This window comes from Ruegeria sp. A4 (genome assembly GCF_056543025.1).
Map to the genome: position 1 here is coordinate 38,389 of NZ_JBQGAW010000009.1, position 15,137 is coordinate 53,525.

Below are 15,137 nucleotides of genomic sequence, written 5' to 3' on the forward strand. Positions count from 1 at the left end.
CGAAGAAAGCCGGGCTTTAAGCCGAAAATCAAACCAAAACACCGGAGTCGCAGAATGCGGCACCGGATTGCGGTCGTTTAAGGGTATTGAGTGCCGGGATCAAGAACAAATCGTATGACGAAGCAGTGGGAATCCGCCTTTCGAAAATCCCACCGTTGCCACGGCGGTCAGATCAGGCATTCTGAAGGAAATTGAAAGAGCAGAAATTTCAGACAGGACCTCATGATGCGAATTGCACTTATGCTGACGATTGCAGCCGCTTTGCTTATGTCGTGCGGGCGCGGCGGCCCGAAACCGCAGGTCGTGGAACCCACGCCGGGTGTGGACAGGACAGCGCCGTCCGTAATCTATCCTGATTTTGGGGACGCCGATCCGCATGACTGGGAGGGCCGTCACCCCGGCTTGTATCCGATCCACGGGCTTGACGTCTCGCGCTGGCAGGGACCGATAGACTGGCGCACAGCCAAAGCTTCGGGCGTAAGCTTTGCGTTTTTGAAAGCAACCGAAGGCGGCGATGTGGCGGATCCATTATTCGACGACCACAGGCGCGGTGCTCAGGCGGCGGGCGTGCCGTGGGGGGCTTATCATTACTATTATTTCTGCCGATCGGCCCGGGAACAGGCGCGTTGGTTCATTCAGAACGTCCCGAAAGGGGCAGATCTGCCGCATGTTCTTGACATGGAGTGGACGCCGCATTCCAAGACCTGCACGTTGCGGCCCGATGGCAGAACCGTCCGCGCCGAAGCGCAGCGCTTTCTGGACATTCTCGAACGGCATTATGGCCGGCGTCCCATCGTCTATACGACAGTGGATTTTTTTGCGGATACGGATATCGGGCGTTTGCCCAAAACCGAGTTCTGGTTGCGATCCGTCGCAGGCCATCCGCGTCAGGTCTATCCCCGCACGGTCTGGCGGTTTTGGCAATACACCGGCACCGGGCTGGTGCCGGGGGTTCAGGGCAGGGTGGACATCAACACGTTCAACGGCACCCCAGAAACTTGGGCCAGCTGGAAAGCGCGCCGCTAGTTTTGTGACGTTCCGTAGGTTTCGATAGTGCCGCCCCCGACCAAGTGGTCCAGCCGCCGTTCGCGTTCATCACCAAAGGCGTTTCGCACCCAGAACGATTCACCCGCGGTCAGTTCGCGCCGCTCGAAACCGCGTGCGCGCAGGCAGCGATCAACCTGATCGATTTCGCCCTGATGGCGCAGCTCGTCCTGAAATGGCGCGGTGACCGCAGGCCCGATGATGATGCCCCAAAGCAGGATATTGGTTGCATAACCGCCGATTACGGCGCTGTTGCCGCCCTCGTCAGCTTCCTGAGAGCAGGAATCAACGGCAACCTTCGCAGAGTGCAGATTGTGACCGGCTTGCGTCGGAACCGACATCCCAAGCGGTTTGGTGGTACAGGCGGAGGCAACCAGTAACGTGCCAAGCAATAGCGTTTTCATAATGCCTTCTATTTCACTTCTTATTACCCAAAAACTAATGGGGCATGGAAGTGAATAAGTTCAGGTGCGTTCAACTTCAAATGGCATTCTGACAAACATCGAAACTGAGGCATCCCGGCCACAACGAGCGGGTCTAGTCTTCGGATTCTGATCTGGCTTTGCCGTATTCCGCCCAGATATCAGGACGCCGTTCGCGCGTGATGTCTTGTGCCATTTTTTGCCGCCATTCCGCGATCCGGCCATGATGGCCCGACATCAGTACCTCGGGGATCGGGCGCCCTTTCCAATCTGCGGGGCGGGTATACTGGGGGTGCTCCAGCAAACCCGAGGCAAAGCTTTCTTCTTCGGTCGAAGCCTGATTTCCAAGCACTCCGGGAATCAGCCGTACCGTGGCATCGATCAGGGCTTGTGCCGCGATTTCGCCGCCGGTCATGACGAAATCACCCAACGATACCTCTTGCATGCCAAAATGTTCCAAAACGCGCTCGTCCACGCCTTCAAATCGACCGCACAGAAGGGTCATGCCGTCACAACGGGCAAGATTCTGCATCATGCGCTGATCCATGCGACGCCCGCGCGGGCTGAGGTAGATCAGCGGCCAGTTTCCTTGAATGCCTGCCATCGCATGTTCGATCGCGTCACCCAGAACATCGGCCCGCAAAACCATGCCCGCGCCACCCCCGGCCGGGGTGTCATCAACGTTGCGATGTTTGCCTATACCGAACTGTCGCAGATCCACTGTTTCCAATTGCCAAAGCCCTTCCTGCAAGGCTTTGCCTGTCAGGCTTTCGCCCAGAACACCGGGGAAGGCGGACGGGAACAAAGTGATGATCTTGGCTTTCCAGACCCCGTGCAGATCAGGGCTCGGAGTCATCAGCTCGCGTGGTTTCAGGGAAGGACGGATCGCCTTGCGGCCATGGGATCTGCTGGGTTTCTCTGTCATGTCTGGCGGGCCAGTTCGTTCTGTGCGGATTGAATCAGTGCTTTCTTCTGGGTGATCATGGCGGCGTCGTCCAGCGAGGATCGGTTCAGCGCCAGGATTTCCTGTAGCACATCGTCTGAAAATGTTGGCGTGCCATGTGCAGGCCCGACAAGCTGTGACGAAAGATCGGGTGGCGGATTCAGAAATTCGGCCAACGGCGCACCTGCACCAAGGCGGTGGTTCTGCAACGCCTCCATCCACTCCGTTCTGACCGTGACGGATGGCAACCGATTCCGGACGGCATCAGCGGTTTCCTGAAGGGATGGCAAATGGGCAAGGTCGGAATAAAAGGCGTCCAAATCCTGCACCATACGTGATTTCTGCAAGTCGTGTGCCCACAGGCTCCGCAGCCATTGATCGCGGGCGCGCAAGGATATGTAGATCGTGATGTCGGTTTCATGACCCAGGAACCGACGCCGCACGACGCTGACGAGAGTTTCCGCCAGTTCCGGTGCGGCACCGTAACCTTCACGCTTGTTTCTGCTGGGGCGCAAGCCTGCGAAATTCTCTTCGCTCAGGATCAACCCCCGGCGTGCGCCGAAATCCAGATCGTCCAGAAACGCGTGCAGGTGGCTTCCAAAACCCGCCAATGTGGAATCCAGCCGGTAAAGCGAGTGACGCGTGGCGCTCTCGCTCAAGCCGCTGTTGCGCGTCTTGTAGGGCAGAACCAACGCGAAGCGTGGCCAGATCAGTTTCCGGTTTTCATGGAGGAAGGACTGTGCTGCGGTCATGCCTGTCTTGTGCAGGCCCAGATGCAGCAGGACCCGACGCATTATATCAGGCCTTCGGGCGGATCGGCCACGATACGGCCTTGTTCCAGATCCACCGTGGGTACAACTTGCATCGTGAAAGGCAGCAAAACCGTGGTTTTCAACCCCGGCCCGTGCAATTCCAACAAGTCCGCTGCCCCGTGGTTCTGCACCGATTTGACCTTGCCCAGCAGGGTGCCTCCGGTGTCATAGACATCTAGCCCGATCAGATCGTTGTGGTAGAATTCATCATCGGGCAGCGACGGCAGCTGATCGCGCCTTGCATAAAGGCGCAACCCATTCAGGGCATCCGCCTGTTCCTTGGTTTCAACGCCACCAAGGCGGGCCGCGAATCCGTTCTTGATGGTGCGCGTCAATACCACAGGATAACGCTCTTTGCCCGCTTCATCGGTCAGCGGCGAATAGGTCTCGATATCTTCGGGAACGGCGCAAAAGCTCTTCAGCCTCACCTCGCCTCGCACACCGTAAGCCCCCGCGATGCTGCCGACGCAGATCAGATCACTCATTGGCTGCCCCAGTCGTCAAACATATCCCGTTTCTCCATTCGCCAAGCCCGTTGCAGGCTTCGCGCTGGTTGTTGCGCTCGAAGAACACGCCCACAATAAAGGCGATCAACAGCAGAATGGGAAGTCGTATCAATCCGATCATGTGGCCTTACCGTGTTTCGATCGTCAGGCCCTGCGCCCGGGTTTCCCAGCCGACCTGTTCCAGTTCAGGTGTATCCGACATCTGTTCCGGCCGACCGACACAGAAATACCCGATCAGGCGCCAGGTTTCAGGAACATTCAGATCGCGCTTCATCTGGTCGGGATCCAGAATGGAAACCCAGCCCAGCCCCAGCCCTTCGACCCGAAGTGCAAGCCAGAACAAAGTGATCGCGGACACGACAGAGTAGCGCCGCATCTCGGGCATCGTGCCGGCGCCAAGTCCCAGCCCTTTTTCGGTGCTGTCGTCGCAGAAGACGGCCAGTTGCACGGGCGCTTCCTGCATCCCGGAAAGCTTCAGCCTGCTGTATAGCTGCGCCTTGTCCCCCGAGTAGCCCGCCAAAGCGTGGTCATTGGCGGCGCGAAAATTCTTCAGCGCTGCGGCCCTTGCCGCTTCGCTTTCGACGCGGATCACGCGCCAGGGTTCGCTGAGCCCCACTGAAGGGGCCAGTCGAAATGCGTCGAGGCAGCGCGTCAGCACTGCCTCGTCAATCGCGTCGGTGCAAAACCGGCGCACATCCCGCCGGAGCCGCAACAACAGGTCGAACTGCGTGCGAAAATCGTCTGTAAAGGGGTGATCCCGCACGCGTGCGCCTGCTTATTCTTCTGCTGCAGCTTCTTCTGCCGGAGCAGCAGCGGCTTCGGCTGCTTCAGCGGCCTTGGCGGCTTTCTCTTCGGCGCGCTCTTGGGCTTTCTTGCCCGGAGTTCCCTTGTTGGGGTTGTTGCGCTCGGCTTTGTCACGGGCACCGGCCGCTTCCAGCATACGTGCGATACGGTCGGTGGGCTGTGCGCCCTGATCCAGCCAGTACTGGATGCGCTCCATGTTCATTTTCACGCGCTCTTCGCTGTCTTTCGGCAGCAGCGGGTTGTAGGTACCCAGTTTCTCGATGAAACGGCCATCGCGCGGCATACGGCTGTCAGCCGCAACGATGCGATAGAAAGGACGTTTTTTCGAGCCGCCGCGGGCGAGACGAATTTTCATTGCCATGGTGGTATCTCCTTTGAATGGCGTTACTGGGATTTCCCAGTCAATTCTGGTGTTTCTTGTGGTGTCGGATGACTTCCTGAATGATGAAATTCAGGAAAGCCTTGGCGAAATCGGGGTCCAGGTCGGCCTCATTCGCCAGGTCTTCTAACCGTGCGATCTGCGCAGCTTCGCGCGAGGGATCGGACGGGGGAAGGTCGTGTTCGGCCTTGAGCTTGCCAACGGCCTGCGTGTGCTTGAACCGCTCGCCAAGCGTATAGACGAGGATCGCGTCCAGCCTGTCGATGCTTTCGCGATGCTCTTTCAACAGCGTGGCAGCCTGTGTCACGGGGTTGGTCATTGGCCGGTCCTTTCGGTGGTCAAGTCAATCTGCGGATGGCGCCAGATCTGAGCGTGCTTGCCCAAAAGCTCGGCTCTCTCAATCTCCAGCGTTGCGCCGAGGCGTTCGGCCAAAGCGCGCGAGCGGTCATTGGCATGGGCGATGTAGGAAATCACACCGTTAAGGCCCTGATGCCGGGCGGCATAGTCGCGTGCAGCCGCTGCGGCCTCAAAGCCCAGACCTTTGCCTTCGGCCTCTGCCATCAGCGTCCAGCCCAGCTCGGGCTCCGCCCAGCCGGGTACGTAGATCATACCTGCCCATCCCACGAATGCGCCGCTGGCCTTTTCAGTCAGATGCCACAGACCATAACCGCGCAGCGCCCAATGACCCAATCTGTTCGAAAGAGAGCTCCAGCTTCCAAGCGCGTCCTTGGGACCACCAACCATATGGCTGCGCTGGGTCGCGAAGAATGCGGTCATTGCGGGCAGATCGTCCAGATGCGGCGCGCGCAGGATCAGGTGTTCGGTTTCAATGGTGGGAATGGTGAAAGAGGTCATGCGTATGCCTCCATTCCGCCATTCACCAGATCCGAGGGCGCCGGGTGCCGCCAGATTTCGGATTTTCCGAACTTGGGGTGGTCATAGTGATACTCGAACTGCGCGCCCAGACGCTTGGCCACGGCCTTGCTGGCGTGATTGTCCAGATCGATCAGTGAGATCGCGGTTTCCCAGCCCAATACATCATAGGCGTAGGCACGTGCAGTCAGCGCGGCCTCGGTCGCATAGCCCTTGCCGGTGGCGTGGTTCAACAGGGTCCAGCCAACTTCGGGTTCCGGCCAGCCTTCGGGAAACCAAAGCCCGATCCGCCCGACATAGGTGCCGGTGTCTTTTTCATCGACGCTCCAATACCCATAGCCGCGCAAGGCCCAGTGCCCCAGCAGCGAGGCGACAACCCGCCAAACCTCATCCCTGCGCAGAGGGCCGCCGACGAACTTGGCCGCATCGCTTGCAAAGAAGGCAGTGTCCGCATCGACATCGGCCTCGGACGGTGCGCGCAGGATCAGGCGTTCGGTTTCCAGCGTCGGGATCGGCATCGCGAATGTCATGCCTGCACCTCGCGGTAGCGCCAGACATGCTGGGTTGGCCCAAAGGCGCTTTCTGCATCGGCATCACGCGCTGCGCCCAGTCGTTGGGCAAGCGCGTTCGAACGGGTGTTGGATTGCGAAACATAGCTTACGAACTGCCCCGATCCCAGCAGGTCAAATCCGAAATCACGCACGGCGGCGCAAGCTTCGGTGGCATAGCCCTGCATCCGGTGTTCAGCGCCGAACATATAGCCAAGTTCCGGTTCGTGATCGTCCCATTCCAAGCCCAGAACGACGAAGCCAATTGCCCGATCATCACCCTTGTGCGTGACCGTGAACAGGCCGTGACCATGCAGAAGCCAGCCCGCGGTATAATAGGAAAACTCGGTCCACGCGGCTTGCGGGGTGTCGCCAAAGCTGTCCTTGCAGATCGACGTCCACACCGGCAGGTCCTCCAGTGTGGGCACGCGCAGTACAAGCCGCCGGGTCTGAATGACCGGCAGGGCTGCGCGATATTGCGCTGCCGCCATCGCCGCCTTTCCGGACGGGGGCTGGGTACAGCGTGCGGGGGTCACTTTTTCTTTCCGAACCCGCTCAGGCCCGGTGGCAGACCCATGCCGCCGCCCAGACCGGGCATCTTGCCGCCCATGGCCTTGGCCGCCTGTTCCAGCGCCTTGGGATCCATGCCTGCGGCCATCTCCTCGGGGCTGGGGCCGCCTTTGCCGAACATGCCTTTCATGGCCTGTTTCAACATCTTGCCTTTGCCCATCTTGCCCATCTTCTTCATCATGTCCGACATTTGCCGGTGCATCTTGAGCAGCTTGTTGAGGTCGCTGACCTCCATCCCGGACCCCGCCGCGATGCGTTTCTTGCGGCTGGCCTGAAGGATCTGCGGGTTGGCGCGTTCGCGCTTGGTCATCGACTGGATCATGGCGATCTGCTGGCGCAGGATCCTGTCGTCCAGACCGGCCTGATCCATCTGCTTGGCCATCTTGCCCATGCCCGGCATCATGCCCATCATGCCCTGCATGCCGCCCATCTGGATCATCTGTTCCAGCTGCATCTTCAGGTCGTTCATGTTGAACTGACCCTTGACCATGCGCTTCATCATGCGCTCGGTCTGTTCCATCTCCATCGTTTCCTGGGCCTTTTCGACCAGGGCAACGATGTCGCCCATGCCCAGAATACGACCGGCGATCCGGTCCGGCTCGAAAGTTTCGAGCGCGTCCATCTTCTCGCCCAGACCGACAAAGCGGATCGGCTTGCCGGTCACGGCGCGCATCGACAGTGCCGCACCGCCGCGCCCGTCGCCGTCCATCCGTGTCAGGACCACGCCCGAGATACCGACCTTGGCGTCGAACTCCTCGGCCACCTCGACGGCGACCTGCCCGGTCAGGCCGTCGACGACCAGCAGCGTCTCGCGCGGGTCAACGGCGTTGCGGACCTGCTCGACCTCGTCCATCAGAACCTCGTCGATATGCAGACGACCCGCGGTGTCCAGCATATAGACGTCATAGCCGCCCAGCGTTGCCTGTTGCTTGGCGCGTTTGGCAATATCGACCGGTTTCTGGCCCGGCACGATCGGCAGGGTGTCCACACCAACCTGCGTGCCCAGAACCGCCAGCTGATCCATCGCCGCCGGACGGTAGACGTCCAGCGAGGCCATCAGGACCTTCTTGCCCTCTTTCTCTTTCAGACGTTTCGCCAGCTTGCCGGTGGTCGTCGTCTTACCCGAGCCCTGCAGACCGACCATCAGGATCGGGGCGGGCGGGTTGTCGATCTTCAGCGCACCGGGGTCTTCCTCGCCACGCAGGGTGTCAACCAAAGCGTCATGCACGATCTTGACGACCTGCTGGCCGGGGGTGATCGACTTGGTGACTGCCTGACCGGTGGCCTGGCTTTGAACTTTCTTGACGAATTCCCTTGCAACCGGCAGCGAGACGTCGGCCTCAAGCAGGGCAACGCGGACCTCACGCAGGGCGGTTTTGACGTCTTCTTCGGACAGGGCACCCTGTTTGGTCAACCGGTCGAAGACGCCAGAGAGGCGTTCGGATAGATTTTCAAACATGCCTGCGGCCTCCTTAGCCGGTTCTGATTTGGCGCCCCTTAGATAAGGGCAGACGGGTCAATGCACAAACGCCCCCACGGGCGAAACTCGCTGGTGGGGGGCGATCCCTGAACGACTCAAGGGACCGGAAGATCGAAAGGCTTCCGGATGTTGGGGCGTCATCTACGCCTCTGGGCCGTGTGAGTCAAGATAAGCTATGTGAGTGTCACAATGCAGCCTATTCTGCGTGATTGAAGCTGAGGGAGGGGGCAATGAAGAATGGTCTGCCGCGAAAGACGACCGACTATGTCGGCGAAGTGACCAACACCGATATATGGTCCGGATTCGAGATCCGGCCCAGCGACGTCTTTGTGTGCACACCGCCCAAATGCGGCACCACTTGGACGCAAACACTGGTGCGCATGCTCATCACCGAAACGGCCGACCCCGGCGTGTACGACAACAGGGTCTCACCTTGGCTTGATTGCAGTTTTCGCGATCGGGTCGCGCAGGCGGATGAACTGAGCGCGCAAAGCCATCGGCGCTGTATCAAAACACATACCCCGCTTGATGGCATCGCTTTCTCGCCAAATGCGCAATATCTGGTTGTTCACCGCCATCCGGTTGACGTTCATTTTTCAATGCGCCGCCATGTCGAGAATATGAAGCATGACTGGCTTGATTACCTGTTCCCCGACGATCTGTCGGAAGCTTTCGACATGTTTTTGAACCGGCCCGCGTCATCCAAGGGCACAGATGACCTGACCCTCAGATCGATCATTCATCACTTCCATTCCTTTTGGATGTATCGCGACCTGCCCAACATCCATTTTCTGCACTATGCCGAGCTCAGCCGGGATCTTCCGGGACAGGTCGCGCGGCTTGCACGGATCATGGACATCGAAATTGACCCGGACCTGGTGAAGGACATAGCCGAGGCCGGCAGTTTCGGATCGATGAAAAACAATGCCATACGTCTGGAGCAAACCCCCGGATTCACCAGCGGGTTTCACGACTTTGCGCAGTTCTTCTCTTCGGGCACAAGCAACAAGTGGGAAGGCAAGCTGACCGAGCAGGACATGGCGCGATATGACGCCTGCATGTCCCGGCTGGTCTCAGCCGAAGAACGCTTGTGGCTGGAACGCGGCCTGGCGTCTTAGTTCGCCCCGACTGCGCGACGGTCTTGGCCAGGTTTGGATAGAAGCCAGTCATTCACCGCCTCGGCCAACCGGTGAGAGCCGGAGCCGCTGGAAAACGCTTCGACAATGGGATGGCGACCCGCGCTCATGCCTTTCTCAAGAACAAGGACCGGGCGATACAGCGTCGAGGTGCCGTTTTTGCCTCGGGATGTCGTACTTTCGATTTCTGCGTGGGACAGGTTGGACAGTTTGTGTTCAACCGCTTCATACCCAAAAACCGATTGGCGGCGGATCAGGATACTGTCCTTGTTCCGATCCAGAATGACCTGAACCCGTCTTACGAAAGCGCAAAACGCACCAAACCCAAGTCCGCCTCCGCCGAGGGCGAAGATCAGGCCGAACCAGATGCCTTCGCCGCCCGTGCTCATCAGAAAAATACCGGGGCCGACAAAGGCCAGAATGAATATGACCAGCGTGATACCGATGAACCAGGGCGTATTGGCGATGATCAGTTGGTTCGGGGTGTTTCGGGTCACTTTCATGGCGGTACGGTAGCACCGTTCCAACACCCTGTTCCAGTTTGTTTCATCACCGTCTTGCGTGAAATCAGGCTGAAACGCGCAGGGCCAGCGCAGCGCCGTCCTTGATCTCGGGCAGTGTGGTTGGCGGGGTCAAGGCCAGGTTCGGCACGCCAGACACTGACTGCGCCTGTGATGCGCGCGACATCATTCGGGCGGGTCTCACCCGCCGCAATTCTATGTCCCGCGCTTGAATTCCAAGTTTTGTTGCGCGATGAGCAATCCAAAAAAGCGAGAGCTTCATGGACGCTTCATCCACCTATCAGGACACTTTGCCGCTGAGTTCGGACGCATTGCTTGCGCAGATGGAAGATTGGGGGCTGACCTATCGCCTGCATACCCATGTGCCATTGCGTACGGTCGAGGATGCAAAGGCGGTCGAAGACCAGTTCATGACACCCGGAGAGAACGCGCTGCGGGTCAAGAACCTGTATCTGCGCGACAAGAAAAAGCGCAATTATCTGGTGACCTTGGAACAAAGCCGCGAGATTGATCTCAAATCTTTGGGGGCCGAGTTGGGCATAGGCAACCTGTCCTTCGGCTCGGCGGACCGGCTGTTTCAGAATCTCGGCATACGTCCCGGCGCCGTCAGTCCGCTGGCGATGATCAACGGTGTTCAGAATGATGTCAGGTTCTTCATGGATGCGGCGGCGCAGCAGGCCGAGGTGATTTACATGCACCCCCTTGTCAACGACCGCACCGTGGCCCTGACTCGGGCCGACATGATGGCCTTTTTCGATCGCATCGGCTGCGCGGTCACGTGGTTGCCCTGATTACGTCAGCGCCTCATTCAATGCGGCGGCAACATGCGCGGCTGACGGGTTGACGAACAGATGCCCGTCAGCCTCGAACACCGGATCATCCAGGTGGTTCGGGAAAGCCAGTGGAAGCTCGGTGCAGGCCAGCAGGATCGCTGTTCCGGGGCTGGCGTGCTTGTCGCAAAGCGCCAGCAGTCGGGCGCGGGCCGTGTCAGACGCACCACCATAGAAATCACTGTCGATCATGGCCTGCATCTGGGAAATCTCGGGTTCGGGCAACCGTTCATTCGCGGCAATGCCTTCGGCGGCCAGTCTATCCGCATAGTTGGTGGCCTGCATCGTCACGGTTGTTCCCAGGACCAGAGCCCGTGATGCGCCGGTACCTGCCGTCGCCTCGGCGGTTGCGTCAAAGATGCTGAGGATCGGCATTGAGACACCCTGCCGTATCGCGTGAAGCCGCGCATGAGGGGTGTTGGACGCGATAATGCCAAAATCGCACCCGGCGCGTTCGAGAGTCAGCAGGGCATCGCGGAACACCGCGTCAAAATCCGCCCAGCTTGCCTCGTCACCGGCGACACCGCGCAGGGCGCGCGTTCTGGCCTGCGTAACGGATTCGATGGTCATCGGTGGGATCGGCAAAGGCGAACCATGGCCGCGTTCCGCGTGATAACGCCCGGCCCCTTCGGCAATCGCCCGGTAGTAATCGACGGTCGAGGCCCAGCCCACACCGCCCAGAATGCCGATTTTCTTCATGTGGCCCATCCAGTCTGCCCGTTTGCTATCAGGCAGACTGGACGTTTCCGCGCTTATTGGCCAGAGGCGATTAGGCCGCAAGCTCCGCAACCGCCTTGTGGGCACTTTCCAGCGCCGCATCCGGGTTCACGGCCATCTGATCCGCGGCGATGACGTCGACATCATGAATGCCGATGAAGCCCAGAACGTGGCGCGCGTAATTGGTGGCGAAATCAGCTTCGGATCCGACAGGAACACCGCCCGATGCGATGGCCAGAATGGCACGTTTCCCTTCCAGCAGGCCTTTGGGGCCGTTTTCCGTGTAGGAAAAGGTCAGGCCCGCGCGCGCCACGAGGTCGACCCAGGCCTTGAATGCGGCAGGCACCGAAAAGTTGTAGATCGGCAGGCCGATGACGATGGTGTCGGCCTCTTGCAGTTCGGAGACCAGTTCGTCCGACAGGGCCAGCCGGTCGCGCTGTAGATCGTCGCGCTGGTCGGCGGGGGTGAAATTGGCGGCGATCCAGTCTTCTGTCAGCAGGGGCAGGGGGGTGGCCAGATCGCGGCGGATGATACGGTCTGCGCCCAGTTGCTTGACCACACGGTCAGACAGATCGCGCGTGGTCGAGTTCACGCGGCGGGCGGATGAGTCGATGTGAAGGATCGTTTTGGTCATTGTTTTGGTCCTTTCGGTCAGATGAATCTTGGTCTGCGCCCAATATGATTATTGCGTTGATGAACAAAACTCGGATACATCAACAGTTATTGTTGGAAATTGCACAGTGACGACATTGCCATGGATAATTGGGATGAAGTGAGAACCGCCTATCAGGTGGCACGCATGGGGACGGTCAGCGGCGCGGCAGAGGTTTTGGGCGTTCACCACGCCACCGTGATCCGCCACATAGATGCGATCGAGGCGCGATTGGGTGTCAAACTGTTCCAGCGCCATGCCCGCGGGTATACGCCGACCGAAGCAGGCGACGATCTGTTGCGCGTGGCCCAGGCGACCGAAGATCAGTTCAACCAGCTTGTGGGCCGGATGAAGGGACGCGGAGACGATGTCTCGGGTGAATTGGTCGTGACTTCCCTGGGGTCTCTTGCCCCGTTGGTGGTGCCGACGCTCACCGCGTTTCAAAAGATGCATCCGGACCTGATCGTGCGATACCTGACGGGCGATCGGCTGTTCCGGCTGGAATACGGTGAGGCGCATGTGGCGATCCGCGCCGGATCGGCCCCCGATCAACCCGACAATGTCGTCCAGCCTTTCCGACAAGAGGAAGTTGGTCTTTATGCCAGCGCCTCGTACATCGAACGGTTCGGCAAGCCATCCGGAATCGAAGATTTTGCACGCCATCACTTCGTCAGTTCCGATGACGAAACCAGCCGCGCGCCGTTCACACGCTGGCTGCGCGCGACGGTACCCGCCGACCGCATTACCTTCCGCTGTACCAACAACTTCTGCATGCGCGAGGCGGTTCTGGCCGGTGCCGGCATCGGCTTCATGGCCCGTTGGGAGGCTGCCCGCCACGACAATCTGGTCGAGGTGATTGATCCACTGCCGGAATGGTTCGGCAATCTGTGGCTGGTGACCCACGTGGACTTGCACCGCACCACCAAGGTACAGGCCTTTCTGAGCTTTCTGAAAGAAGAAGCCAAAGGCTGGCAGCCATGAGCCCGCAGATGCGTGGCCATCTGGCCATGCTTGCCTTTTCAGCCCTTGTGGCAGGCAGCTTTTCGTTGGGATCCATGATCGCCAACGAAATCGCGCCAGCCGCCCTGAATGCGGTTCGCTTTGCGATTGCGGCTGCCGTGATTGGTTTGGCCGCACTGGCGACAACCGGCCTGCCGCGCAGCGCCGCGCAGGCCCCTTGGCGCTATCTGGTGCTCGGGGCTTTGTTCGCCACCTATTTCGTCCTGATGTTCTATGGGTTGCAAACCGCCCCACCTGTCAGTGCGGCAGCGGTGTTCACCCTGACACCAGTTGTCTCTGCCATGGCGGGGTGGGTCTTGTTGCGCCAAATCACGACTCCGCGCATGGCGCTGGCCCTGACCATTGGCGCTGTTGGGGCGCTTTGGGTAATTTTCCGGGCCGATTGGCAAATGTTCCGCGCCTTTGAAATCGGTGGCGGCGAAATCATCTATTTCTGGGGCTGCGTCGCCCATGCGATCTATACGCCCATGATCCGCAAGCTGAACCGAGGAGAGCCCGCCGTGGTGTTCACCTTCGGTACTCTGGTCGCCGGGTGTCTGTTGTTGGTCGTGTTCGGCTGGTCCGACCTGATGGCAACCGATTGGGCCGGGCTTCCCGCTATTGTCTGGATCGGCCTGTTCTATATTTCGTTCTTTGCAACGGCAGCCAGCTTCGTGCTGGTGCAGTTTTCTTCCTTGCGGCTACCGTCGGCCAAAGTCATGGCCTATACCTACCTGGTTCCCAGCTGGGTCATTCTGTGGGAGATTGCGCTGGGCAAAGGCGTGCCAACCGGTTTGATCCTGGGTGGTGTGGCGCTGACAATCATCGCCCTGCTGATGTTGTTGAAAGAGGAAGTCGCGCCCTCGGTGCCTGTTCGCCGCGCCATGGAATAAGCCACATCTTCGCTGGAAAAGACCCGGCAGATCCAAGATGCATTCCAGTGGTGGAATTTGTTGAGCCAGATCAAGGCACCCCTGTGGACCCTTCAATAACCTCTTTGGCAGGCAAATGGAGGAGATCATGTTCAAACATATCATGTTGCCGGTTGACCGGCATCTACCGCCCGAAGTTCGCAAAGCAGCCGATGTTGCCGGGCAGGTTGCAAAGTGGCAGGGCGCCAAAATCACTCTGGTCAGCGTCACCGGGGCCCATATGGGTGAAACCTCGGAAACCGAGGCCGAGATCGACAAGGAATTGGCGGGGTTCACCGAACAGTTGGCCGCAGAAAGTGGATCAGAAGTTTCGATGCGCAAAATCCACTCGGTTGACGTTGCCGCTGAGGTGGACAGCGATCTGACCCGCGCGGCCGAGGAGATCGGCGCAGATCTGGTCATTGTCGGCACCCACGCGCCCCGGATCACCGACTATGTTTTTTCCAGCCACGCCGGTTATCTGGCGAAACACGCCAGCATGTCAGTCTTTGTGGTGCGCTAGGCCTCGCCCGACTTTGGCAGTTCAGCTTCCAGAAACCGTTCGAACGCGTCCAGATTGACGGGCTCGAATTGTCCGAACCCCTGCATCCAGACCGACGCGGCGCGCAAGGCGTCAGGTTCCAGCTTGCACCATTTTACCCGCCCGCGTTTTTCCTGACTGATCAGACCGGCCCTGGTCAGTATGACCAGGTGTTTGGAGATCGCGGCCAGCGACATCTCGAACGGTTCGGCCACATCCGTCACCGCCATGTCATCCTCCAGCAGCATCGCCAGAATGGCGCGGCGGGTGGGGTCGGCAAGGGCTGCAAAGACGGTGTCGAGATCGTTGGACATGCGCCCGCTCAACCATAGCCGCCGGGATTGGTCAACCATTTGGTTGAATATGCGAATTCAGGGCTTTGGCGGCGCAATGGTGGCCCTCGAAACCAATGACACGCCCCGGGAATTCTAAAAACCATAAAATTTTCA

Annotated in this window: 22 protein-coding genes; 6 read left to right on the forward strand and 16 right to left on the reverse strand. The window is 59.4% G+C overall.

What is annotated here, in order from left to right:
• Positions 1–225 precede the first annotated feature (225 nt).
• Entirely contained in the window at positions 226–1,026 is an 801-nt protein-coding gene (locus ACR0E2_RS18125) for a glycoside hydrolase family 25 protein (RefSeq protein ID WP_171120334.1), read from the forward strand.
• Here ACR0E2_RS18125 and ACR0E2_RS18130 read toward each other — a convergent pair.
• The 12 genes from ACR0E2_RS18130 to ffh all read right to left on the reverse strand — a co-directional run bounded on the left by ACR0E2_RS18130 (position 1,023) and on the right by ffh (position 8,360).
• Complete coding sequence (locus tag ACR0E2_RS18130; RefSeq protein ID WP_171232715.1) at positions 1,023–1,448, reverse strand: hypothetical protein; 426 nt, start codon at positions 1,446–1,448, stop codon at positions 1,023–1,025. The two genes, ACR0E2_RS18125 and ACR0E2_RS18130, sit on opposite strands and share 4 nt — an antisense overlap.
• A 133-nt stretch (positions 1,449–1,581) precedes the next feature.
• Positions 1,582–2,391, reverse strand: a complete 810-nt coding sequence (gene trmD, locus ACR0E2_RS18135) for a tRNA (guanosine(37)-N1)-methyltransferase TrmD (protein ID WP_480447440.1) — start codon at positions 2,389–2,391, stop codon at positions 1,582–1,584.
• Entirely contained in the window at positions 2,388–3,203 is an 816-nt protein-coding gene (locus ACR0E2_RS18140) for a hypothetical protein (RefSeq protein WP_480447441.1), read from the reverse strand. The genes trmD and ACR0E2_RS18140 overlap by 4 nt, the downstream gene beginning before the upstream one ends.
• Positions 3,203–3,706, reverse strand: a complete 504-nt coding sequence (gene rimM / locus ACR0E2_RS18145) for a ribosome maturation factor RimM (protein ID WP_152457030.1) — start codon at positions 3,704–3,706, stop codon at positions 3,203–3,205. The genes ACR0E2_RS18140 and rimM overlap by 1 nt, the downstream gene beginning before the upstream one ends.
• The gene (locus tag ACR0E2_RS18150) at positions 3,699–3,848 is read right to left on the reverse strand and encodes a hypothetical protein (RefSeq protein ID WP_480447442.1); all 150 of its coding nucleotides are present in this window, start codon (positions 3,846–3,848) and stop codon (positions 3,699–3,701) included. The genes rimM and ACR0E2_RS18150 overlap by 8 nt, the downstream gene beginning before the upstream one ends.
• A gap of 6 nt (positions 3,849–3,854) precedes the next feature.
• Positions 3,855–4,490, reverse strand: a complete 636-nt coding sequence (gene bluB / locus ACR0E2_RS18155) for a 5,6-dimethylbenzimidazole synthase (protein ID WP_480447443.1) — start codon at positions 4,488–4,490, stop codon at positions 3,855–3,857.
• Between the two features lie 12 nt (positions 4,491–4,502).
• Positions 4,503–4,892 (reverse strand): 30S ribosomal protein S16, encoded by a 390-nt coding sequence (rpsP, locus tag ACR0E2_RS18160; RefSeq protein ID WP_010437590.1) that lies wholly within the window; start codon positions 4,890–4,892, stop codon positions 4,503–4,505.
• 40 nt (positions 4,893–4,932) lie between these two features.
• Positions 4,933–5,229, reverse strand: a complete 297-nt coding sequence (locus ACR0E2_RS18165) for a chorismate mutase (RefSeq protein WP_152457032.1) — start codon at positions 5,227–5,229, stop codon at positions 4,933–4,935.
• Positions 5,226–5,765, reverse strand: coding sequence for a GNAT family N-acetyltransferase (locus tag ACR0E2_RS18170; protein ID WP_480447444.1), 540 nt, complete (start codon positions 5,763–5,765; stop codon positions 5,226–5,228). Before ACR0E2_RS18170 ends, ACR0E2_RS18165 begins: the two co-directional genes overlap by 4 nt.
• A complete protein-coding gene (locus ACR0E2_RS18175; protein ID WP_171120321.1) occupies positions 5,762–6,313 on the reverse strand; it encodes a GNAT family N-acetyltransferase in 552 nt (183 codons plus the stop codon). The genes ACR0E2_RS18170 and ACR0E2_RS18175 overlap by 4 nt, the downstream gene beginning before the upstream one ends.
• A complete protein-coding gene (locus tag ACR0E2_RS18180) occupies positions 6,310–6,867 on the reverse strand; it encodes a GNAT family N-acetyltransferase (protein ID WP_480447445.1) in 558 nt (185 codons plus the stop codon). Before ACR0E2_RS18180 ends, ACR0E2_RS18175 begins: the two co-directional genes overlap by 4 nt.
• Positions 6,864–8,360: a signal recognition particle protein gene (ffh, locus tag ACR0E2_RS18185; protein WP_152457036.1), complete on the reverse strand. Its 1,497-nt coding sequence runs from the start codon at positions 8,358–8,360 to the stop codon at positions 6,864–6,866. Before ffh ends, ACR0E2_RS18180 begins: the two co-directional genes overlap by 4 nt.
• 251 nt (positions 8,361–8,611) lie before the next feature.
• On the opposite strand from ffh, the gene ACR0E2_RS18190 reads away from it, so the two are divergent.
• Positions 8,612–9,499 carry a sulfotransferase domain-containing protein gene (locus ACR0E2_RS18190; RefSeq protein WP_480447446.1) on the forward strand — a complete coding sequence of 296 codons (888 nt, stop codon included), beginning with the start codon at positions 8,612–8,614 and terminating at the stop codon, positions 9,497–9,499.
• Here the strand turns inward: ACR0E2_RS18190 and ACR0E2_RS18195 are convergent.
• Positions 9,496–10,020, reverse strand: a complete 525-nt coding sequence (locus ACR0E2_RS18195) for a hypothetical protein (protein WP_480447447.1) — start codon at positions 10,018–10,020, stop codon at positions 9,496–9,498. The two genes, ACR0E2_RS18190 and ACR0E2_RS18195, sit on opposite strands and share 4 nt — an antisense overlap.
• A 278-nt stretch (positions 10,021–10,298) precedes the next feature.
• On the opposite strand from ACR0E2_RS18195, the gene ACR0E2_RS18200 reads away from it, so the two are divergent.
• Positions 10,299–10,829, forward strand: coding sequence for a prolyl-tRNA synthetase associated domain-containing protein (locus ACR0E2_RS18200; protein ID WP_480447448.1), 531 nt, complete (start codon positions 10,299–10,301; stop codon positions 10,827–10,829).
• On the opposite strand, the gene ACR0E2_RS18205 is transcribed toward ACR0E2_RS18200, so the two are convergent.
• Complete coding sequence (locus ACR0E2_RS18205) at positions 10,830–11,567, reverse strand: aspartate/glutamate racemase family protein (RefSeq protein WP_480447449.1); 738 nt, start codon at positions 11,565–11,567, stop codon at positions 10,830–10,832. It lies immediately after the preceding gene.
• 70 nt (positions 11,568–11,637) lie between these two features.
• Complete coding sequence (locus tag ACR0E2_RS18210; RefSeq protein ID WP_171229153.1) at positions 11,638–12,219, reverse strand: FMN-dependent NADH-azoreductase; 582 nt, start codon at positions 12,217–12,219, stop codon at positions 11,638–11,640.
• Positions 12,220–12,339: 120 nt separating this feature from the next.
• Between ACR0E2_RS18210 and ACR0E2_RS18215 the strand changes: the two genes are divergently transcribed.
• The 3 genes from ACR0E2_RS18215 to ACR0E2_RS18225 all read left to right on the forward strand — a co-directional run bounded on the left by ACR0E2_RS18215 (position 12,340) and on the right by ACR0E2_RS18225 (position 14,670).
• Positions 12,340–13,218 carry a LysR family transcriptional regulator gene (locus ACR0E2_RS18215; RefSeq protein WP_152457042.1) on the forward strand — a complete coding sequence of 293 codons (879 nt, stop codon included), beginning with the start codon at positions 12,340–12,342 and terminating at the stop codon, positions 13,216–13,218.
• Positions 13,215–14,129: a DMT family transporter gene (locus tag ACR0E2_RS18220; protein WP_224858992.1), complete on the forward strand. Its 915-nt coding sequence runs from the start codon at positions 13,215–13,217 to the stop codon at positions 14,127–14,129. Before ACR0E2_RS18215 ends, ACR0E2_RS18220 begins: the two co-directional genes overlap by 4 nt.
• Before the next feature lie 127 nt (positions 14,130–14,256).
• Entirely contained in the window at positions 14,257–14,670 is a 414-nt protein-coding gene (locus ACR0E2_RS18225; RefSeq protein WP_480447450.1) for a universal stress protein, read from the forward strand.
• Here ACR0E2_RS18225 and ACR0E2_RS18230 read toward each other — a convergent pair.
• Positions 14,667–15,002, reverse strand: a complete 336-nt coding sequence (locus tag ACR0E2_RS18230) for an ArsR/SmtB family transcription factor (protein ID WP_224858988.1) — start codon at positions 15,000–15,002, stop codon at positions 14,667–14,669. The genes ACR0E2_RS18225 and ACR0E2_RS18230 overlap by 4 nt on opposite strands.
• Between the last annotated feature and the right edge of the window lie 135 nt (positions 15,003–15,137).

Bases quoted from the DNA above. Each gene is read 5' to 3' on its own strand.
- ACR0E2_RS18125 (WP_171120334.1), top strand. From the start codon at position 226: ATGCGAATTGCACTTATGCTGACGATTGCAGCCGCTTTGCTTATGTCG.
- ACR0E2_RS18130 (WP_171232715.1), bottom strand. From the start codon at position 1,448: ATGAAAACGCTATTGCTTGGCACGTTACTGGTTGCCTCCGCCTGTACC.
- trmD (WP_480447440.1), bottom strand. From the start codon at position 2,391: ATGACAGAGAAACCCAGCAGATCCCATGGCCGCAAGGCGATCCGTCCT.
- ACR0E2_RS18140 (WP_480447441.1), bottom strand. From the start codon at position 3,203: ATGCGTCGGGTCCTGCTGCATCTGGGCCTGCACAAGACAGGCATGACC.
- rimM (WP_152457030.1), bottom strand. From the start codon at position 3,706: ATGAGTGATCTGATCTGCGTCGGCAGCATCGCGGGGGCTTACGGTGTG.
- ACR0E2_RS18150 (WP_480447442.1), bottom strand. From the start codon at position 3,848: ATGATCGGATTGATACGACTTCCCATTCTGCTGTTGATCGCCTTTATT.
- rpsP (WP_010437590.1), bottom strand. From the start codon at position 4,892: ATGGCAATGAAAATTCGTCTCGCCCGCGGCGGCTCGAAAAAACGTCCT.
- ACR0E2_RS18165 (WP_152457032.1), bottom strand. From the start codon at position 5,229: ATGACCAACCCCGTGACACAGGCTGCCACGCTGTTGAAAGAGCATCGC.
- ACR0E2_RS18170 (WP_480447444.1), bottom strand. From the start codon at position 5,765: ATGACCTCTTTCACCATTCCCACCATTGAAACCGAACACCTGATCCTG.
- ACR0E2_RS18175 (WP_171120321.1), bottom strand. From the start codon at position 6,313: ATGACATTCGCGATGCCGATCCCGACGCTGGAAACCGAACGCCTGATC.
- ffh (WP_152457036.1), bottom strand. From the start codon at position 8,360: ATGTTTGAAAATCTATCCGAACGCCTCTCTGGCGTCTTCGACCGGTTG.
- ACR0E2_RS18190 (WP_480447446.1), top strand. From the start codon at position 8,612: ATGAAGAATGGTCTGCCGCGAAAGACGACCGACTATGTCGGCGAAGTG.
- ACR0E2_RS18195 (WP_480447447.1), bottom strand. From the start codon at position 10,020: ATGAAAGTGACCCGAAACACCCCGAACCAACTGATCATCGCCAATACG.
- ACR0E2_RS18200 (WP_480447448.1), top strand. From the start codon at position 10,299: ATGGACGCTTCATCCACCTATCAGGACACTTTGCCGCTGAGTTCGGAC.
- ACR0E2_RS18205 (WP_480447449.1), bottom strand. From the start codon at position 11,567: ATGAAGAAAATCGGCATTCTGGGCGGTGTGGGCTGGGCCTCGACCGTC.
- ACR0E2_RS18210 (WP_171229153.1), bottom strand. From the start codon at position 12,219: ATGACCAAAACGATCCTTCACATCGACTCATCCGCCCGCCGCGTGAAC.
- ACR0E2_RS18215 (WP_152457042.1), top strand. From the start codon at position 12,340: ATGGATAATTGGGATGAAGTGAGAACCGCCTATCAGGTGGCACGCATG.
- ACR0E2_RS18220 (WP_224858992.1), top strand. From the start codon at position 13,215: ATGAGCCCGCAGATGCGTGGCCATCTGGCCATGCTTGCCTTTTCAGCC.
- ACR0E2_RS18225 (WP_480447450.1), top strand. From the start codon at position 14,257: ATGTTCAAACATATCATGTTGCCGGTTGACCGGCATCTACCGCCCGAA.
- ACR0E2_RS18230 (WP_224858988.1), bottom strand. From the start codon at position 15,002: ATGTCCAACGATCTCGACACCGTCTTTGCAGCCCTTGCCGACCCCACC.